The sequence below is a fragment of the Stutzerimonas sp. CXK-1 genome, assembly GCF_057738225.1.
In genome coordinates, this window is record NZ_CM173217.1 from 828,587 (window position 1) to 842,802 (window position 14,216).

General features: G+C 62.9%; 17 protein-coding genes. 14 read left to right on the forward strand and 3 right to left on the reverse strand.

The genetic code is table 11. The features are described from left to right. Positions 1 to 66: 66 nt before the first annotated feature. The 4 genes from AC0KXH_RS03915 to bamJ all read left to right on the forward strand — a co-directional run bounded on the left by AC0KXH_RS03915 (position 67) and on the right by bamJ (position 2,035). Positions 67 to 402, forward strand: a complete 336-nt coding sequence (locus AC0KXH_RS03915; protein WP_165563971.1) for a PA4575 family protein — start codon at positions 67 to 69, stop codon at positions 400 to 402. Positions 403 to 513: 111 nt separating this feature from the next. After that, the gene (locus AC0KXH_RS03920; RefSeq protein WP_041103806.1) at positions 514 to 1,002 is read left to right on the forward strand and encodes a TIGR00645 family protein; all 489 of its coding nucleotides are present in this window, start codon (positions 514 to 516) and stop codon (positions 1,000 to 1,002) included. Between the two features lie 40 nt (positions 1,003 to 1,042). After that, on the forward strand, positions 1,043 to 1,351 hold the full coding sequence (locus AC0KXH_RS03925) for a DUF6482 family protein (protein WP_043218658.1): 309 nt from the start codon (positions 1,043 to 1,045) through the stop codon (positions 1,349 to 1,351). 66 nt (positions 1,352 to 1,417) lie between these two features. After that, entirely contained in the window at positions 1,418 to 2,035 is a 618-nt protein-coding gene (gene bamJ / locus AC0KXH_RS03930; protein WP_041103810.1) for a BamJ family beta-barrel-assembly machinery protein, read from the forward strand. A gap of 15 nt (positions 2,036 to 2,050) precedes the next feature. Here bamJ and AC0KXH_RS03935 read toward each other — a convergent pair whose 3' ends face one another. Together AC0KXH_RS03935 and AC0KXH_RS03940 are read right to left on the reverse strand one after the other, a co-directional pair. Next, a complete protein-coding gene (locus tag AC0KXH_RS03935) occupies positions 2,051 to 2,278 on the reverse strand; it encodes a PA4570 family protein (RefSeq protein WP_041103812.1) in 228 nt (75 codons plus the stop codon). Between the two features lie 114 nt (positions 2,279 to 2,392). Beyond that, positions 2,393 to 3,361: a polyprenyl synthetase family protein gene (locus AC0KXH_RS03940; RefSeq protein ID WP_041103814.1), complete on the reverse strand. Its 969-nt coding sequence runs from the start codon at positions 3,359 to 3,361 to the stop codon at positions 2,393 to 2,395. Positions 3,362 to 3,602: 241 nt separating this feature from the next. Here AC0KXH_RS03940 and rplU point away from each other — a divergent pair, with 241 nt between their 5' ends. From rplU to AC0KXH_RS03965, 5 genes are all read left to right on the forward strand, one after another. After that, positions 3,603 to 3,914: a 50S ribosomal protein L21 gene (gene rplU / locus AC0KXH_RS03945; RefSeq protein WP_213150205.1), complete on the forward strand. Its 312-nt coding sequence runs from the start codon at positions 3,603 to 3,605 to the stop codon at positions 3,912 to 3,914. 35 nt (positions 3,915 to 3,949) lie between these two features. Then, a complete protein-coding gene (rpmA, locus tag AC0KXH_RS03950; RefSeq protein WP_041103817.1) occupies positions 3,950 to 4,207 on the forward strand; it encodes a 50S ribosomal protein L27 in 258 nt (85 codons plus the stop codon). A gap of 139 nt (positions 4,208 to 4,346) precedes the next feature. Beyond that, positions 4,347 to 5,564 carry an Obg family GTPase CgtA gene (gene cgtA, locus AC0KXH_RS03955; RefSeq protein WP_488224198.1) on the forward strand — a complete coding sequence of 406 codons (1,218 nt, stop codon included), beginning with the start codon at positions 4,347 to 4,349 and terminating at the stop codon, positions 5,562 to 5,564. Between the two features lie 78 nt (positions 5,565 to 5,642). Further along, positions 5,643 to 6,761 carry a glutamate 5-kinase gene (gene proB, locus AC0KXH_RS03960; RefSeq protein ID WP_488224199.1) on the forward strand — a complete coding sequence of 373 codons (1,119 nt, stop codon included), beginning with the start codon at positions 5,643 to 5,645 and terminating at the stop codon, positions 6,759 to 6,761. 7 nt (positions 6,762 to 6,768) lie between these two features. Next, a complete protein-coding gene (locus AC0KXH_RS03965) occupies positions 6,769 to 7,227 on the forward strand; it encodes a CreA family protein (RefSeq protein WP_200294102.1) in 459 nt (152 codons plus the stop codon). A gap of 76 nt (positions 7,228 to 7,303) precedes the next feature. Here AC0KXH_RS03965 and rpsT read toward each other — a convergent pair whose 3' ends face one another. Beyond that, the gene (rpsT, locus tag AC0KXH_RS03970; protein WP_041103828.1) at positions 7,304 to 7,579 is read right to left on the reverse strand and encodes a 30S ribosomal protein S20; all 276 of its coding nucleotides are present in this window, start codon (positions 7,577 to 7,579) and stop codon (positions 7,304 to 7,306) included. 218 nt (positions 7,580 to 7,797) lie between these two features. Here rpsT and murJ point away from each other — a divergent pair, with 218 nt between their 5' ends. From murJ to fkpB, 5 genes are all read left to right on the forward strand, one after another. Beyond that, positions 7,798 to 9,345: a murein biosynthesis integral membrane protein MurJ gene (gene murJ, locus AC0KXH_RS03975; protein WP_488224200.1), complete on the forward strand. Its 1,548-nt coding sequence runs from the start codon at positions 7,798 to 7,800 to the stop codon at positions 9,343 to 9,345. An 81-nt stretch (positions 9,346 to 9,426) separates the two neighbouring features. After that, on the forward strand, positions 9,427 to 10,377 hold the full coding sequence (ribF, locus tag AC0KXH_RS03980; protein ID WP_212542538.1) for a bifunctional riboflavin kinase/FAD synthetase: 951 nt from the start codon (positions 9,427 to 9,429) through the stop codon (positions 10,375 to 10,377). A gap of 1 nt (position 10,378) precedes the next feature. After that, entirely contained in the window at positions 10,379 to 13,210 is a 2,832-nt protein-coding gene (ileS, locus tag AC0KXH_RS03985; RefSeq protein ID WP_488224201.1) for an isoleucine--tRNA ligase, read from the forward strand. A 39-nt stretch (positions 13,211 to 13,249) separates the two neighbouring features. Then, on the forward strand, positions 13,250 to 13,753 hold the full coding sequence (lspA, locus tag AC0KXH_RS03990) for a signal peptidase II (protein ID WP_041103835.1): 504 nt from the start codon (positions 13,250 to 13,252) through the stop codon (positions 13,751 to 13,753). Then, positions 13,746 to 14,183, forward strand: coding sequence for an FKBP-type peptidyl-prolyl cis-trans isomerase (gene fkpB / locus AC0KXH_RS03995; protein WP_043218677.1), 438 nt, complete (start codon positions 13,746 to 13,748; stop codon positions 14,181 to 14,183). The genes lspA and fkpB overlap by 8 nt, the downstream gene beginning before the upstream one ends. Positions 14,184 to 14,216 lie beyond the last annotated feature (33 nt).

Sequence of the window (14,216 nt, forward strand, 5' to 3'; positions counted from 1 at the left end):
CGAGGAAAAAGCCGGTCGCCTGTTCCGCAGTCGCTAGGCAGCCGGCCGGTCGCGAGGACCGCCGCCATGTCGCACGCGCTTTGCTTGAATCGCCAATGCCTGGGTCTGGTGACCCGTATCGAATGCATCATTCGCCCGGTTGCCGGGGGCAATGGGCTCTGGACGCTGCTCTGCGCGGCGGGGCTGTCCGGATCGCAGCCAACTGCGATCCGGGTTCAGGGGCCGTTTCGCGGGCACCGGATGGCCGAGTCGGTGCTCGAGGCCATCGTCAGCAACCTGCGCAGCCAGGGCTATGAGGAAGCTGCCGACCCGGCCATCTGGCAACTCCACATGCAGGCCGAACTGCGCAAGGTCAACGCCGATCAGGCTCGCTTCCTCAGCGGTTGGGAAACCCGTCCATAGCCATCGGCGTATGGCCTCGTCGGGCTGCCCTCGAGGTAGGGGTGTCGAGCTTGTCTGCCAGTTGGCGCTGCGTATACTCGCCGGCAGCCGTCTGACCTGTAGTGGAATCTCATGGAACGCTTTTTCGAGAACGCGATGTACGCAGCGCGCTGGCTGCTTGCTCCCATCTATTTCGGCCTGGCGCTTGCGCTGCTGGCGCTGACCATCAAATTTTTCCAGGAGATCTGGCACATACTGCCTAGCGTGCTCGCGCTGAGCGAAGGTGACCTGATCCTCAAGCTGCTGTCGCTGATCGACATGGCGTTGGTCGGTGGCTTGCTGGTGATGGTGATGATCTCCGGCTACGAGAATTTCGTATCGCAACTGGACATCGACGAGGGCAAGGAGAAGCTCGATTGGCTGGGCAAAATGGACTCCGGCTCGCTGAAGATGAAGGTTGCGGCCTCCATCGTGGCGATCTCTTCGATCCATCTGCTGCGGATGTTCATGGATGCGCAGCAGCTCGATGGCGACAAGCTCATGTGGTACGTCATCATTCACCTGACCTTTGTCGTCTCAGCGTTCGCGATGGGGTACCTGGACAAGCTCACCAAGCATTGAATCGTGCATGACGCCCCGACGCATGCCTGGAGGTGATCGGATGCAACTGTCGCAACTCATCGAACTGGCCCAGGTGGGCGCCGTCGAATCGCTGGAGCTGATTTCACTGGAAGGTGGCTTCTATCTGCTGGAGATCCGCGAAGTTGGTGGTGTCCGGCATCGCCTGCGTGACGAAGCGGAGCGCGTCTGGCATGTGCGTTCGGTCGAGCACGCGCGTGATCTGCTGCGCGACATGCCGGAAGTGCCCTTCTACCTGTTGCATGCATCGGCGCACGAAGAAATGTGCGGCCTTCCGGCAACGGCTGGTGAGCCGCTCAGGGTCCCTCTCAGCATGCGCTCGGCCTGGTAGCGGTGAGGTCGGGTCGGGGCGACTGTGCTAGTCTGCCGGCCCTTTTAATCTGCAAGCGGAGCCGGCATGACCGATCTCGAACTGAATACCGACGAAACCCGTGTGAGCTATGGCATTGGCCGTCAGCTGGGTGACCAGCTGCGTGACAATCCACCTCCGGGTATCAGCATCGATGCGGTGATCGCCGGCATTCGTGATGCCTTCGCCAACGCCGCGAGCCGTGTCGATGCGGCCGAGCTGAGCGCCAGCTTTGCCGTGATCCGCGAGCGCATGCAGGCCGAGGCCCGGCAGAAGGCCGAGGCGGCGGCCGAAGAAGGGCGCGCCTACCTGGGCGAGAATGCCAAGCGCGAAGGCGTTGTCGTGTTGTCTTCCGGTCTGCAGTACGAGGTGCTCACCGAGGGCTCGGGCGCCCGCCCGACGCGCGAGGACAGCGTGCGGACGCACTACCACGGTACGCTGATCGACGGCACCGTGTTCGACAGCTCTTACCAGCGTGGCCAACCGGCAGAGTTCCCGGTCGGTGGCGTGATTGCAGGCTGGACCGAGGCGCTGCAACTGATGAACGCTGGCAGCAAGTGGCGTCTCTACGTGCCCAGCGAGCTGGCATATGGCGCGCAGGCCGTGGGTAGCATCCCGCCTCACAGTGTGCTGGTCTTCGATGTCGAACTGCTCGAAGTGCTCTGAAGCCGCGCGCCGCGTTCAGGATTTCAGAGCGCGGGCGTAGCAGAACAGGAACAGGTTGCGCACCTGTTCCTTCAGCGCGCAGGGCTCTGTCGTGCTGAGCTCCTGGATCGTCAGATCGCCCTGGGCGCAGAGCTCCTCCAGTGCCTCGCCTTCCAGTTGCGCGCAGACCGCGCCGGTCGCGCGGTCGAGGATTCTCACATAAGGCTCCGGCCGATCAAGCCAGGCATCGATCAGGTATGTCATGGCGTCGCCTCCACAATTAGATTTCGATAATGAGAATAATTATCGTTTTCTAAATTGCAAGCGCGAAATGCCCCCGGCCATCGGCGTGCCGGTGTGCTGGTGCTTTGCGATGTATCAGTGGGTCCGGGCTACGGCGAACTGGGCGAGTTCGATGAGTGCGTCCCGGTAGCGGTTGTGCGGGATCGGCTCGAGGCTGGCGATCGCGCGGTCGGCATGCTGCCGAGCCAGCTGCGCCGTATAGCCGAGCGCACCAGAGGATTCGACGGCCTCACGGATGTGCTCGAGATCCTCGATGCCGCCTTTCTGGATGGCGCGGCGTACCAGGCTGGCCTGGGCTTCGGTGCCCTCGCGCATGGTATAGATCAACGGCAGGGTCGGTTTGCCTTCGGCGAGGTCGTCGCCGACGTTCTTGCCGAGGGTTTGGGCGTCGCCCTGGTAATCCAGCAAATCGTCGACCAGTTGGAAGGCGATGCCCAGGTGGTCGCCGAAGACGCGTAGCGCTTCGCGCTGCTCGTGCGTCGCCCCGGCCAGGGTGGCGGCGCTGTGCGTCGAGGCCTCGAAAAGCATCGCGGTCTTGCCGCGAATGACCTCCATGTAGATTTCCTCGGTGGTGCTGGCGTCACGCACCTTGGATAGCTGCAGTACCTCGCCCTCGGCAATGACCCGGGTCGCCTGGGAAATGATCTGCATGACTGGCATCGAGCCGAGTTCGACCATCATCTCGAAGGAGCGGGCGTAAAGAAAGTCGCCGACCAGAACGCTGGGCGCGTTGCCCCACAGTGCATTGGCGGTCGAGCGGCCGCGACGCATGCCGGACATGTCCACCACGTCGTCGTGCAGCAGTGTCGAGGTGTGCAGGAATTCGATGATCGCCGCGAGCAGGCGCAACTGGTCGCCCTGATGCCCGAGTGCGCTACCGCTGAGCAGGACCAGAAGTGGGCGCAGGCGCTTGCCACCGGCCGAGGTGATATAGTCCCCGATCTTTTCTACCAGGGGCACGCGAGACGTCAGCTGCTTGCGGATAATGCCGTCAACGGCAGCGAAATCGTCCGCTACGACTTGGTAGAAGGCCTGGGGTTGCATCGGGGGCTCCTCGGAGATTGCGCGGCATGCTATGAGCCGGGTCGGGGGCTGTCAAGGCAGCTAATATCGGGCCTTGCGTGGGCTCTCCTGCGTGCGTACAATCGCGGACCCTGAACTTTCCCCTGGGCATTTCCCTGCCTTACGCAATTGCACGGGCGTCCCTTCCGGCCCCATGCAGCCATGCCAGCCAATACCTCCTCTTATAAAGCGCTGGGTGAGCAGGATTAACGGAGATACACAGATGTACGCAGTTATCGTTACCGGCGGCAAGCAATACAAGGTTGCCGAAGGTGAGTTCCTCAAGATCGAAAAGCTCGAGATTCCGACTGGCGAGGCTGTCACTTTTGACCGCGTTCTGCTGATCGGTAACGGCGAAGACGTGAAGATCGGCGCTCCGGTAGTGGAGGGTGCCAAGGTTACCGCTGAGGTGGTTGCCCAGGGCCGTCACGACAAGGTGAGCATCATCAAGTTCCGTCGCCGTAAGCACCACATGAAGCGTCAGGGCCACCGTCAGTGGTTCACTGAGGTCAAAATCACCGGTATCCAGGGCTAACAGGGCCTGGATCCCTACACAGGAGTATTGAACTCATGGCACACAAAAAAGCTGGCGGTTCTACCCGCAACGGCCGCGATTCCGAAAGTAAACGCCTTGGCGTGAAGATGTTCGGTGGTCAGGTCATCAAGGCTGGCAACATCATCGTGCGTCAGCGTGGCACCCAGTTCCACCCGGGCGTCGGTGTCGGCATCGGTAAGGATCACACGCTCTTCGCCAAGGTCGAAGGTGTGGTCAAGTTCGAAGTGAAGGGCGCTTTTGGCCGTCGCTACGTGAGCGTCGTCGCGGCCTAATCGCGGCGTTGCTGGAAAAGCCCTGTCATGCGACGGGGCTTTTTTGTTTGTATTTCCGAAGGTCGGTCCGAGCACCTGTAGGTGTCGTGCCGCCTGGTATCTGTTTCTTTCGGCCCGTCCGGTGGCGGGAGGCGTTCCAATGAAATTCGTCGATGAAGTATCGATCCACGTAAAGGCCGGCGACGGCGGCAACGGCATGATGAGCTTTCGTCGCGAAAAGTTTATCGAGAAGGGTGGTCCCAACGGGGGCGACGGTGGCGATGGCGGTTCGGTCTATCTCGAGGCCGATGAAAACCTCAATACGCTGGTCGACTACCGTTATACCCGCCGCTTCGCTGCGCCGAACGGCCAGAAGGGTGGTAGCACGGACTGCACCGGAGCCAAGGGGGACGATCTGATCCTGCCGGTGCCGGTGGGCACTACCGTGATCGATGCGGCAACGCAGGAAATCATGGGCGACCTGACCAAGGCCGGGCAGCGTCTGTTGGTTGCCCAGGGTGGTTGGCATGGCCTGGGTAACACCCGCTTCAAATCCAGTACCAATCGCGCGCCGCGGCAGACCACGCCGGGTAAGCCGGGTGAGGCGCGTGACCTTAAGCTGGAACTCAAGGTGCTGGCCGACGTCGGTCTTCTTGGCCTGCCAAATGCCGGCAAGAGCACGTTCATTCGCTCGGTTTCGGCGGCCAAGCCCAAGGTGGCGGATTATCCGTTCACCACGCTGGTGCCAAACCTTGGTGTCGTCAGCGTGGGGCGCTTCAAGAGCTTTGTCATTGCGGACATTCCCGGCTTGATCGAAGGGGCATCCGAGGGCGCGGGGTTGGGAATCCGCTTTCTCAAGCACCTGGCGCGTACGCGTTTGCTGCTGCATCTGGTAGATATCGCACCGGTCGATGGTAGCGACCCGGCAGATGCTGCAGAAACCATCATCGGGGAGCTCGAGAAGTTCAGTCCGGCGTTGACCCAGCGCGACCGCTGGTTGGTGCTGAACAAGGCTGACCAGCTGCTCGATGATGAGCGCGAAGCGCGAGTGAGCAGCGTGGTCGAGCGTCTCGACTGGAAGGGGCCGGTGTTCGTCATCTCTGCCCTGGAGCGCGAGGGAACCGAGGAGCTCAGTCAGGCGATCATGCGTTATCTGGATGAGCGCGCGCTGCGTATGGCCGAAGAGCCGGCTTACGCCGAGCAGCTTGCCGAGCTGGATCGTCAGATCGAGGACGAGGCGCGGGCTCGCCTGCAGGAGCTCGACGACCAGCGGGCGCTGCGTCGCGCCGGCGTGAAGGCGGTCGACGAGGTCGATGACGATGACTTCGACGATGATGACGATGACGAGGATGGCGCCGAGATCTTCTACGTGCGCTGAAGAGGGTGAGCGCTGCTTCATGCGGTTCTGCGTGGGGCGCTTCCGGAGCTAAGGTTTGCCGTCTGGGGAAGGCATGAAATGCGGGACAAGGTGAGCGGCGCGCGGCGCTGGGTGGTGAAGATCGGCAGTGCCCTGCTGACGGCTGATGGTCGTGGCCTGGATCAGGCGGCGATGGCGGTTTGGGTCGATCAGATGGTTGCCCTGCGCGTGGCTGGCGTGGAGCTCGTGCTGGTGTCGTCCGGTGCGGTGGCTGCTGGCATGAGCCGCCTGGGCTGGACGGCGCGGCCGAAGGCAGTGCATGAGTTACAGGCTGCCGCCGCTGTCGGGCAGATGGGGTTGATTCGCGCCTGGGAATCGAGCTTTGCGCGGTGTGAGCAGCAGACGGCTCAGATCCTCGTCACCCATGACGACCTGTCTGACCGCAAGCGCTACCTCAATGCGCGCAGCACGCTGCGCACGCTCATCGATCTAGGGGTCGTGCCGGTCATCAATGAAAACGACACCGTGGTGACCGACGAAATCCGCTTCGGTGACAACGACACCTTGGCGGCGCTGGTCGCCAACCTGGTCGAGGCGGACCTGCTGGTGATCCTGACCGATCGGGACGGCATGTTCGATGCCGATCCCAGGCTTAATCCGAATGCCGCCTTGATCAGCGAAGCGCGAGCGGACGACCCTTCGCTGGATCTTGTTGCCGGTGGTACGGGCGGCGCCCTTGGGCGTGGAGGCATGCAGACCAAGCTGCGGGCAGCCCGCCTGGCGGCGCGTTCCGGCGCGCACACGGTCATCGTTGGTGGTCGCATCGAGCAAGTGCTGTCGCGTCTTAAGGCAGGCGAGCGCCTGGGTACCCTGCTGGCTCCCGAATGCAGCCGGCACGCCGCACGCAAGCAGTGGCTGGCCGGGCACCTGCAGACGCGGGGCACGCTTTCGCTTGATGCGGGTGCAGTGCGTGCTCTGAAGCAGGCGCATGGCAGCCTGCTTCCGGTGGGTGTGCGGGCTGTGGAGGGCGGCTTCAGGCGGGGCGAGATGGTTGTCTGCGTGGGGCCGGATGGTGTGGAGGTGGCGCGCGGGCTGGTCAACTACAGTGCCGCCGAGGCGGCGCGCATCATCGGGCGGCCATCTGACGAGATCGAGAGATTGCTCGGTTACGTTGATGAGCCCGAGTTGGTGCATCGCGACAACATGATCCTGGTTTGAGGTGATGATGCGACGGCTGATCATTGGTCTGGCGGGTTTGCTGATTGGGGCGCCGCTCATGGCGGAGGAGATCGGCTCGGTCGATACCGTATTCAAATGGTTGGGGCCCAACCACAAGATCGTGGTCGAGGCGTTCGACGACCCGAAGGTGCGCGGGGTGACCTGTTATTTGTCGCGGGCCAAGACCGGCGGCATCAAGGGTGGTCTGGGGTTGGCTGAGGATCGTGCCGAGGCGTCGATAGCCTGTCGCCAGGTAGGGCCGATCAGCTTTGTCGGCAAGCTCGAGGATGGCGAGGAGGTATTCAAGGAGCGGACCTCGCTGGTGTTCAAGACCATGCAGGTGGTGCGCTTCTTCGATCAGTCGCGTAACACGCTGGTGTATCTGGTCTACAGCGATCGGGTCATCGAGGGTAGTCCGCAGAATGCGGTAACGGCGATTCCGATCCTGCCATGGGGTCGGCAGTGATCGGCAGAGCTAGGGCTGCTGATTGGCGAGCATGAAAAAACCGGCACTAGGCCGGTTTTTTCGGAGCATCAGTCCATCAGGCAGCGGCTTGGCCGAGCGCCTTGATGTGAGCATTCAGACGGCTCTTGTGACGAGCGGCCTTGTTCTTGTGAATGATGCCCTTGTCAGCCATGCGGTCGATGACCGGAACGGCAGCAGTGTAAGCGGTGCGGGCTTTTTCCAGGTCCTTGGCGTCGATCGCCTTGACCACATTCTTGATGTAGGTACGAACCATGGAGCGCAAGCTGGCGTTGTGGCTGCGACGCTTCTCAGCCTGAATTGCGCGTTTTTTGGCGGAAGGGCTGTTGGCCACCGTCGAACTCCTCGAAAACGTGGGGGTTGCAAAGCAAATAAGGCCGCGAATCATGCCGATCCCGGTGAGGCTTGTCAAGCCTGCTGCCGGGGCGTCACGGCGCTGGCTGGACAGGCGGCTCAGGGCTAAACTCGCGCCCTCTTCGTGGGTCGTATGTGCGCCGCGCGGGTCGCGCCTGCGCCTGCGTGCTCCCTGGTTCTTCTCGCCGAGTCAAACGAATGACCGACACAGCCGGTAAAGGTGGCCTGTTGCGTTCCAGTGCGGTGGTCAGCGTCATGACCCTGCTGTCGCGTGTGCTGGGCATGGTGCGTGACATGGTAGTCGCGAGCTACTTCGGCTCGGGCGCCGCCGCCGACGCATTTTTCATTGCCTTCAAGATCCCCAACTTCCTGCGCCGGCTGTTCGCCGAGGGCGCCTTCGCCCAGGCATTCGTGCCGGTGCTGTCCGAGTACCGGGCCAAGCGCCCCCTGGTCGAGGTGAAGCAACTGGTCGACCGTACGGCCGGCATGCTCACGTTGGTGCTTGCTTCGCTGACGGTGCTCGGCGTGCTGGCGGCGCCTTATGTGGTGATGATCTTCGCCCCGGGCTTTCATGACGATCCGGCGAAGATGGCGCTGGCCGGCGAGCTCTTGCGGATCACCTTTCCTTACCTGCTGCTGATTTCGCTGACCGCGTTCACCTCGGGTGTGCTCAATAGCTACGGCTATTTCGCCGTGCCGGGATTCACGCCGGTGCTGCTGAACGTCTGCATGATCGGTTCGGCGGTCCTGCTGTCGCCGTATTTCGACGAGCCGATCATGGCACTGGCCTGGGGTGTGTTCATCGCCGGTTTTGCTCAGTTCGGCTTCCAGCTTCCCTACGTCGCCCGGCTGGGCCTGCTACCCCGGCCGCGGGTGCGGTTTGGCGACGAGGGCGTGCGGCGGATCATGCTGCTGATGGTGCCGGCGCTGTTCGGCGTCTCGGTCAGTCAGATCAATCTGCTGCTCGACACGGTGCTGGCCTCCTTTCTGGAAACGGGTAGCGTCTCCTGGCTCTACTATGCCGATCGCCTGTCCGAGCTGCCGCTGGGTGCGTTCGGCATCGCGATCGGCACGGTGATTCTGCCGAGCCTGTCGCGTCAGCATGCCGGTGACGATCCCAAGGCTTTTTCCTCGACGCTGGACTGGGCGCTGCGCATGGTGCTGCTCGTCGGTGTGCCGGCCGCCCTGGCGCTGGGAATTCTTGCCGAACCTCTTATCGCCGGGTTGTTCTTCTACGGAGCGATGACCGAGCAGGCGGTGGTGCAGTCGGCCAACGCGCTGCAGGCTTATTCGCTCGGGGTGCTGGCCTTCATGCTGATCAAGGTGCTGGCCCCTGGATTCTTCGCGCGACAGGATTTGAAGACGCCGGTGCGTGTGGCGATTACCTGCATGATCGCGAACATGGTGTTCAATCTTCTGCTGATCTGGCCGCTCAAGCACGTCGGGCTGGCCCTGGCGACCTCCATGTCGTCGATGCTCAATGCCGGTCTGCTGTTCTGGGGGCTGTATCGCATCGGCGTCTATCGGCCACAGCGGGGCTGGCTGCTGTTCGGCTTGCGCCTGGCTGGCGGCTGCGCGGCGATGGTGGGTTTCGTCTACTGGCTGAACCCGCCTGCGGCCGAATGGTTCGTCTGGGGCTGGCAGCAGCGCGCCTGGCAACTGGCGCTGCTGGTCTGCGGCGGTATTCTGGCCTACGGGGCCGGGCTCGTGCTGCTGGGCTTGAGGCCTCGCCATCTGCGTCACTGACTGCGATCAGCGCCGGTTTAAGCCTGTCCGCAGGGGTGGGGTCTGCGTATAATCGGCCACTTTTCAAGCAAGAAGTGCGGTATGCAGCTGGTTCGTGGTCTTCACAACCTGCGCCCCCGACATCGGGGCTGCGTAGCTACCATCGGCAATTTCGACGGGGTGCATCGGGGGCATCAGGCCATCCTTGCACGTCTGCGCGAGCGTGCGGCCGAATTGGGGCTGCCCAGCTGCGTGGTGATATTCGAACCGCAGCCGCGCGAGTTCTTTGCGCCGGACAAGGCGCCGGCCCGCCTCACCCGTCTGCGCGAGAAGCTGTGCCTGCTCGAGCAGCAGGGTATCGATCAGGTGCTCTGCCTGGCGTTCAACCGGCGGTTGCGCGAGCTCAGTGCCGCGGAGTTCGTGCAAGCGGTGCTGGTCGAAGGGCTGGCGGTACGGCACCTCGAGGTCGGAGACGACTTCCGCTTCGGGTGTGATCGGGCGGGTGATTTCGATTTCCTGCTCCGGGCCGGAGCCGCCGAAGGGTTCAGCGTCGAGGCGGCGACCACGATCGAGGTGGACGGTCAGCGGGTCAGCAGTACACGGTTGCGTGAGGTGCTCGCCCGCGGCGATCTGCAGGCGGCCCAGGCGTTGCTCGGGCGCCCGTTCAGCCTGACCGGGCGGATCGTGCACGGTCAGAAACTCGGTCGCCAGCTCGGCGCCCCAACGGCAAACGTGCAACTCAAGCGCCGTAGTACGCCACTGAGCGGCGTGTACATGGTCAGCCTCGTGCTCGACGGCTCGCCGCACCCCGGGGTGGCCAACATTGGCATGCGTCCCAGCGTCAGGAGTGACGGTCAGCCACACCTGGAAGTGCATCTGCTGGATCTGCAGGCCGATCTGTACGGCCGTCGCGCCCAGGTCGTGTTTCATCACAAGCTGCGCGACGAACAGCGTTTCGCCTCCCTCGAGGCGCTCAAGGCAGCGATAAGCGCCGATATCGCCGCCGCCCGTGATTACTGGCGGGCTTCACTCTCCACCATGAGTCAGGACTGAAATGACCGATTACAAAGCGACCCTCAATCTGCCGTCCACGGCATTTCCGATGAAGGCCGGTCTGCCCCAGCGCGAGCCGGAGATTCTGCAGCGCTGGAACAGCATCGACCTGTATCGGAAGCTGCGGCAGATCGGCGAGGGCCGCCCCAAGTTCGTCCTGCACGATGGCCCGCCGTACGCCAACGGCAACATCCATATCGGCCATGCGGTGAACAAGGTCATCAAGGACATGATCGTCCGCTCCAAGACGCTGGCTGGCTTCGATGCTCCGTACGTGCCGGGCTGGGACTGCCATGGGCTGCCCATCGAACACAAGGTCGAGACCACCTTTGGCAAAAACCAGCCCGCCGAGCTGACCCGCGAACGCTGCCGCGCCTATGCCGCCGAGCAGATCGAAGGGCAGAAGGCCGACTTCATTCGTCTCGGCGTTCTGGGTGACTGGGACAACCCCTACAAGACCATGGACTTCGCCAACGAGGCCGGTGAAATCCGCGCGCTGGCCAAGATGGTTGAGGGTGGCTTCGTATTCAAGGGGCTGAAGCCGGTCAACTGGTGCTTCGACTGCGGATCGGCGCTGGCCGAAGCGGAAGTCGAGTATCAGGACAAGAAATCCGATGCCATCGATGTCGCCTTCGATGTCGAGGACGCCGACAAGCTGGCCGCGGCCTTCGGCGTCGCCGGCTTGGCCAAACGCGCCAGCATCGTCATCTGGACCACTACGCCCTGGACCATTCCGGCCAACCAGGCGCTCAACGTCCACCCCGAGTTCGTCTACGCGCTGGTCGATACCGGCGAGCGCCTGCTGGTGCTGGCCGAGGAACTGGTCGAGTCCAGCCTGCAGCGCTATGGCCTGGCCGGTGAAATCATCGCCCGTTGCGAGGGCAAGGCGCTGGAGCTGATCCGCTTCCGTCATCCGTTCTACGAGCGCTTCGCGCCGGTCTATCTGGCCGATTATGTGGAAACCGGCGCCGGTACCGGCATCGTCCATTCGGCGCCGGCATACGGCGAGGACGACTTCCGCTCCTGCAAGCACTACGGCATGGAGAACGACGACATTCTCGGCCCGGTGCAGAGCAATGGCGTCTATGTCCCTGACCTGCCGTTCTTTGGCGGCCAGTTCATCTGGAAAGCCAATCCGGCGATCGTCGAGAAGCTCGCCGAAGTCGGCGCGCTGCTCAAGCATGAGTCGATCCAGCACAGCTACATGCACTGCTGGCGACACAAGACCCCGCTGATCTATCGCGCTACGGCGCAGTGGTTCGTGGGCATGGACAAGGTCGCCCACGACGGCAGTTCGCTGCGTCGCCGTGCGCTGGATGCCATCGAGCAGACCGAGTTCGTCCCGGCCTGGGGACAGGCGCGTTTGCACGGCATGATCGCTGGGCGTCCTGACTGGTGCATCTCGCGCCAGCGCAACTGGGGCGTGCCGATCCCGTTCTTTCTGCACAAGGAAAGCGCCGAGCTGCACCCACGCACCGTCGACCTCATGGAACAGGTCGCCCAGCGCGTCGAGCGCGAGGGCATCGAAGCCTGGTTCAAACTCGACCCGGTCGATCTGCTTGGCGACGAGGCGGCGCAATACGAGAAGACCAACGACACCCTCGATGTCTGGTTCGACTCCGGTACCACCCACTGGCACGTGATGCGTGGCTCGCACCCCATGGGCCACGAGCAGGGGCCGCGTGCCGATCTCTATCTGGAAGGCTCCGACCAGCATCGCGGCTGGTTCCATTCCTCGCTGCTGACCGGCGCCGCCATCGATGGCCACGCGCCGTACCGCGGCTTGCTCACCCATGGCTTCACCGTGGATGAGAACGGCCGCAAGATGTCCAAGTCCCTCGGCAACGTGATCGCCCCACAGGAAATCACCGACAGTATGGGCGCCGATATCCTGCGTCTGTGGGTTTCGGCCACCGACTATTCCGGCGAGATGGCGGTTTCCAAGCAGATCCTGCAGCGCAGCGCCGATGCCTACCGGCGTATCCGCAACACCGCGCGTTTCCTGCTCTCGAATCTCGACGGCTTCGACCCGGCGCAGCACATGGTGCCGAACGATCAGCTGATCGCGCTGGACCGCTGGGCCATCGACCGTGCGCTGTTGCTGCAGCGCGAGATCGAAGAGGCCTACACGACCTACAAGTTCTGGAATGTCTATCAGAAAGTGCACAACTTCTGCGTGCAGGAGCTGGGCGGCTTCTATCTGGATATCATCAAGGACCGTCAGTACACCACGGGCGCCGACAGTCTACCGCGGCGTTCCTGCCAGACTGCGCTGTACCACATCGCCGAGGCACTGGTGCGCTGGATCGCGCCGATCCTGGCATTCACCGCCGAAGAGATCTGGCAGTACCTGCCGGGCGAGCGCAACGAGTCAGTGATGCTCAATACCTGGTACGAAGGGCTTGCCGAACTGCCGGAAGGCTTCGAGCTGGGCCGGCCGTTCTGGGACAAGGTCATGGCGGTCAAGGCGGCGGTGAACAAGGAGCTGGAAAACCAGCGTAATGCCAAGGTCATCGGCGGCAACCTGCAGGCCGAGGTGACGCTGTACGCTGAGCCGTCGTTGGTCACCGAACTGGCCAAGCTGGGCGGTGAGCTGCGTTTCGTGCTGATCACTTCAGCTGTCGACGTCGCGTCGTTGGCCGAGGCGCCTGCCGAGGCGGTGGAGAGTGAAATGCCCGGGCTCAAGCTGCTGGTCAGGAAGACGGCGCATGCCAAGTGTGGACGCTGCTGGCATCATCTGCCTGACGTTGGCGCCCACGCTGAGCATCCGGAAATCTGCGGCCGCTGCGTCGAGAATATCGAAGGTGCCGGTGAGGTGCGCCACTATGCGTGACCGGGCTCGCTGGACAGCATGCGTCACGGAGGGCGGGCGATGACCGCACGCTTCGGCAAGCTCGCGTGGCTGTGGCTCAGTGTGCTGGTGATCGTGCTCGATCAGGCGACCAAGCACTGGTTCGAGGCCAACTTCAGCCTGTATCAGAAAGCCGATGTGATCCCCGGTTATTTCGCCTGGACCTTGGCCTACAACACGGGCGCGGCCTTCAGCTTTCTCGCCGATCATGACGGCTGGCAGCGCTGGCTGTTCGCAGCCATCGCCATCGGCGTGAGCCTGGTGCTGGTGGTCTGGCTCAAGCGACTGAAGCCTGGCGAGACCTGGCTGGCCATTGCGCTGGCGCTGGTGCTCGGCGGTGCATTGGGCAATCTCTACGACCGCATGGTGCTCGGGCATGTGGTGGACTTCATTCTTGTCCACTGGCAGAACCGCTGGTACTTCCCCGCATTCAACATCGCCGACAGCGCGATTACCGTCGGCGCCGTGATGCTGGCGCTGGACATGTTCAAGGGCAATAAAACCGGAGAAACGGCAAATGACTGACCAGCGCATCGGGCCGGACACGCAAGTCACCCTGCATTTCGCCCTCAGCCTGGAAAATGGCGAAGTGGTCGACAGTACGTTCGACAAGAAGCCAGCCACCTTCAAGGTGGGTGATGGGAGCCTGCTGCCTGGCTTCGAACAGCAGCTCTATGGGCTCAAGGCCGGCGACAAGCGCCAGTTCCGTATCGAGCCGGAGCAGGGCTTCGGTCAGCACAATCCGCAGAACCTGCAGACCATGCCGCGTAGCCAGTTCGAGGAGATGGAGCTTTCCGAGGGTTTGCTGGTCATCTTCAATGATGCGGCGAACACCGAACTGCCTGGCGTGGTCAAGGCCTTCGACGAGCGCCAGGTGACTGTCGACTTCAACCATCCCCTTGCGGGCAAGGCGCTGTCGTTCGAAGTCGAGATCTTCGACGTCAGGCCAGCCTGACCCGCCCGCCGGCGTGTCCGGCGAACTTTCCAG

What these genes read in the sequence shown, in the direction of transcription:
- bamJ (WP_041103810.1), top strand. Translation starts at nt 1,418, where the DNA reads ATGACCGATCTCGAACTGAATACCGACGAAACCCGTGTGAGCTATGGC.
- AC0KXH_RS03940 (WP_041103814.1), bottom strand. Translation starts at nt 3,361, where the DNA reads ATGCAACCCCAGGCCTTCTACCAAGTCGTAGCGGACGATTTCGCTGCC.
- ribF (WP_212542538.1), top strand. Translation starts at nt 9,427, where the DNA reads ATGCAGCTGGTTCGTGGTCTTCACAACCTGCGCCCCCGACATCGGGGC.
- rplU (WP_213150205.1), top strand. Translation starts at nt 3,603, where the DNA reads ATGTACGCAGTTATCGTTACCGGCGGCAAGCAATACAAGGTTGCCGAA.
- ileS (WP_488224201.1), top strand. Translation starts at nt 10,379, where the DNA reads ATGACCGATTACAAAGCGACCCTCAATCTGCCGTCCACGGCATTTCCG.
- AC0KXH_RS03965 (WP_200294102.1), top strand. Translation starts at nt 6,769, where the DNA reads ATGCGACGGCTGATCATTGGTCTGGCGGGTTTGCTGATTGGGGCGCCG.
- murJ (WP_488224200.1), top strand. Translation starts at nt 7,798, where the DNA reads ATGACCGACACAGCCGGTAAAGGTGGCCTGTTGCGTTCCAGTGCGGTG.
- AC0KXH_RS03915 (WP_165563971.1), top strand. Translation starts at nt 67, where the DNA reads ATGTCGCACGCGCTTTGCTTGAATCGCCAATGCCTGGGTCTGGTGACC.
- proB (WP_488224199.1), top strand. Translation starts at nt 5,643, where the DNA reads ATGCGGGACAAGGTGAGCGGCGCGCGGCGCTGGGTGGTGAAGATCGGC.
- AC0KXH_RS03925 (WP_043218658.1), top strand. Translation starts at nt 1,043, where the DNA reads ATGCAACTGTCGCAACTCATCGAACTGGCCCAGGTGGGCGCCGTCGAA.
- fkpB (WP_043218677.1), top strand. Translation starts at nt 13,746, where the DNA reads ATGACTGACCAGCGCATCGGGCCGGACACGCAAGTCACCCTGCATTTC.
- rpmA (WP_041103817.1), top strand. Translation starts at nt 3,950, where the DNA reads ATGGCACACAAAAAAGCTGGCGGTTCTACCCGCAACGGCCGCGATTCC.
- AC0KXH_RS03920 (WP_041103806.1), top strand. Translation starts at nt 514, where the DNA reads ATGGAACGCTTTTTCGAGAACGCGATGTACGCAGCGCGCTGGCTGCTT.
- cgtA (WP_488224198.1), top strand. Translation starts at nt 4,347, where the DNA reads ATGAAATTCGTCGATGAAGTATCGATCCACGTAAAGGCCGGCGACGGC.
- AC0KXH_RS03935 (WP_041103812.1), bottom strand. Translation starts at nt 2,278, where the DNA reads ATGACATACCTGATCGATGCCTGGCTTGATCGGCCGGAGCCTTATGTG.
- lspA (WP_041103835.1), top strand. Translation starts at nt 13,250, where the DNA reads ATGACCGCACGCTTCGGCAAGCTCGCGTGGCTGTGGCTCAGTGTGCTG.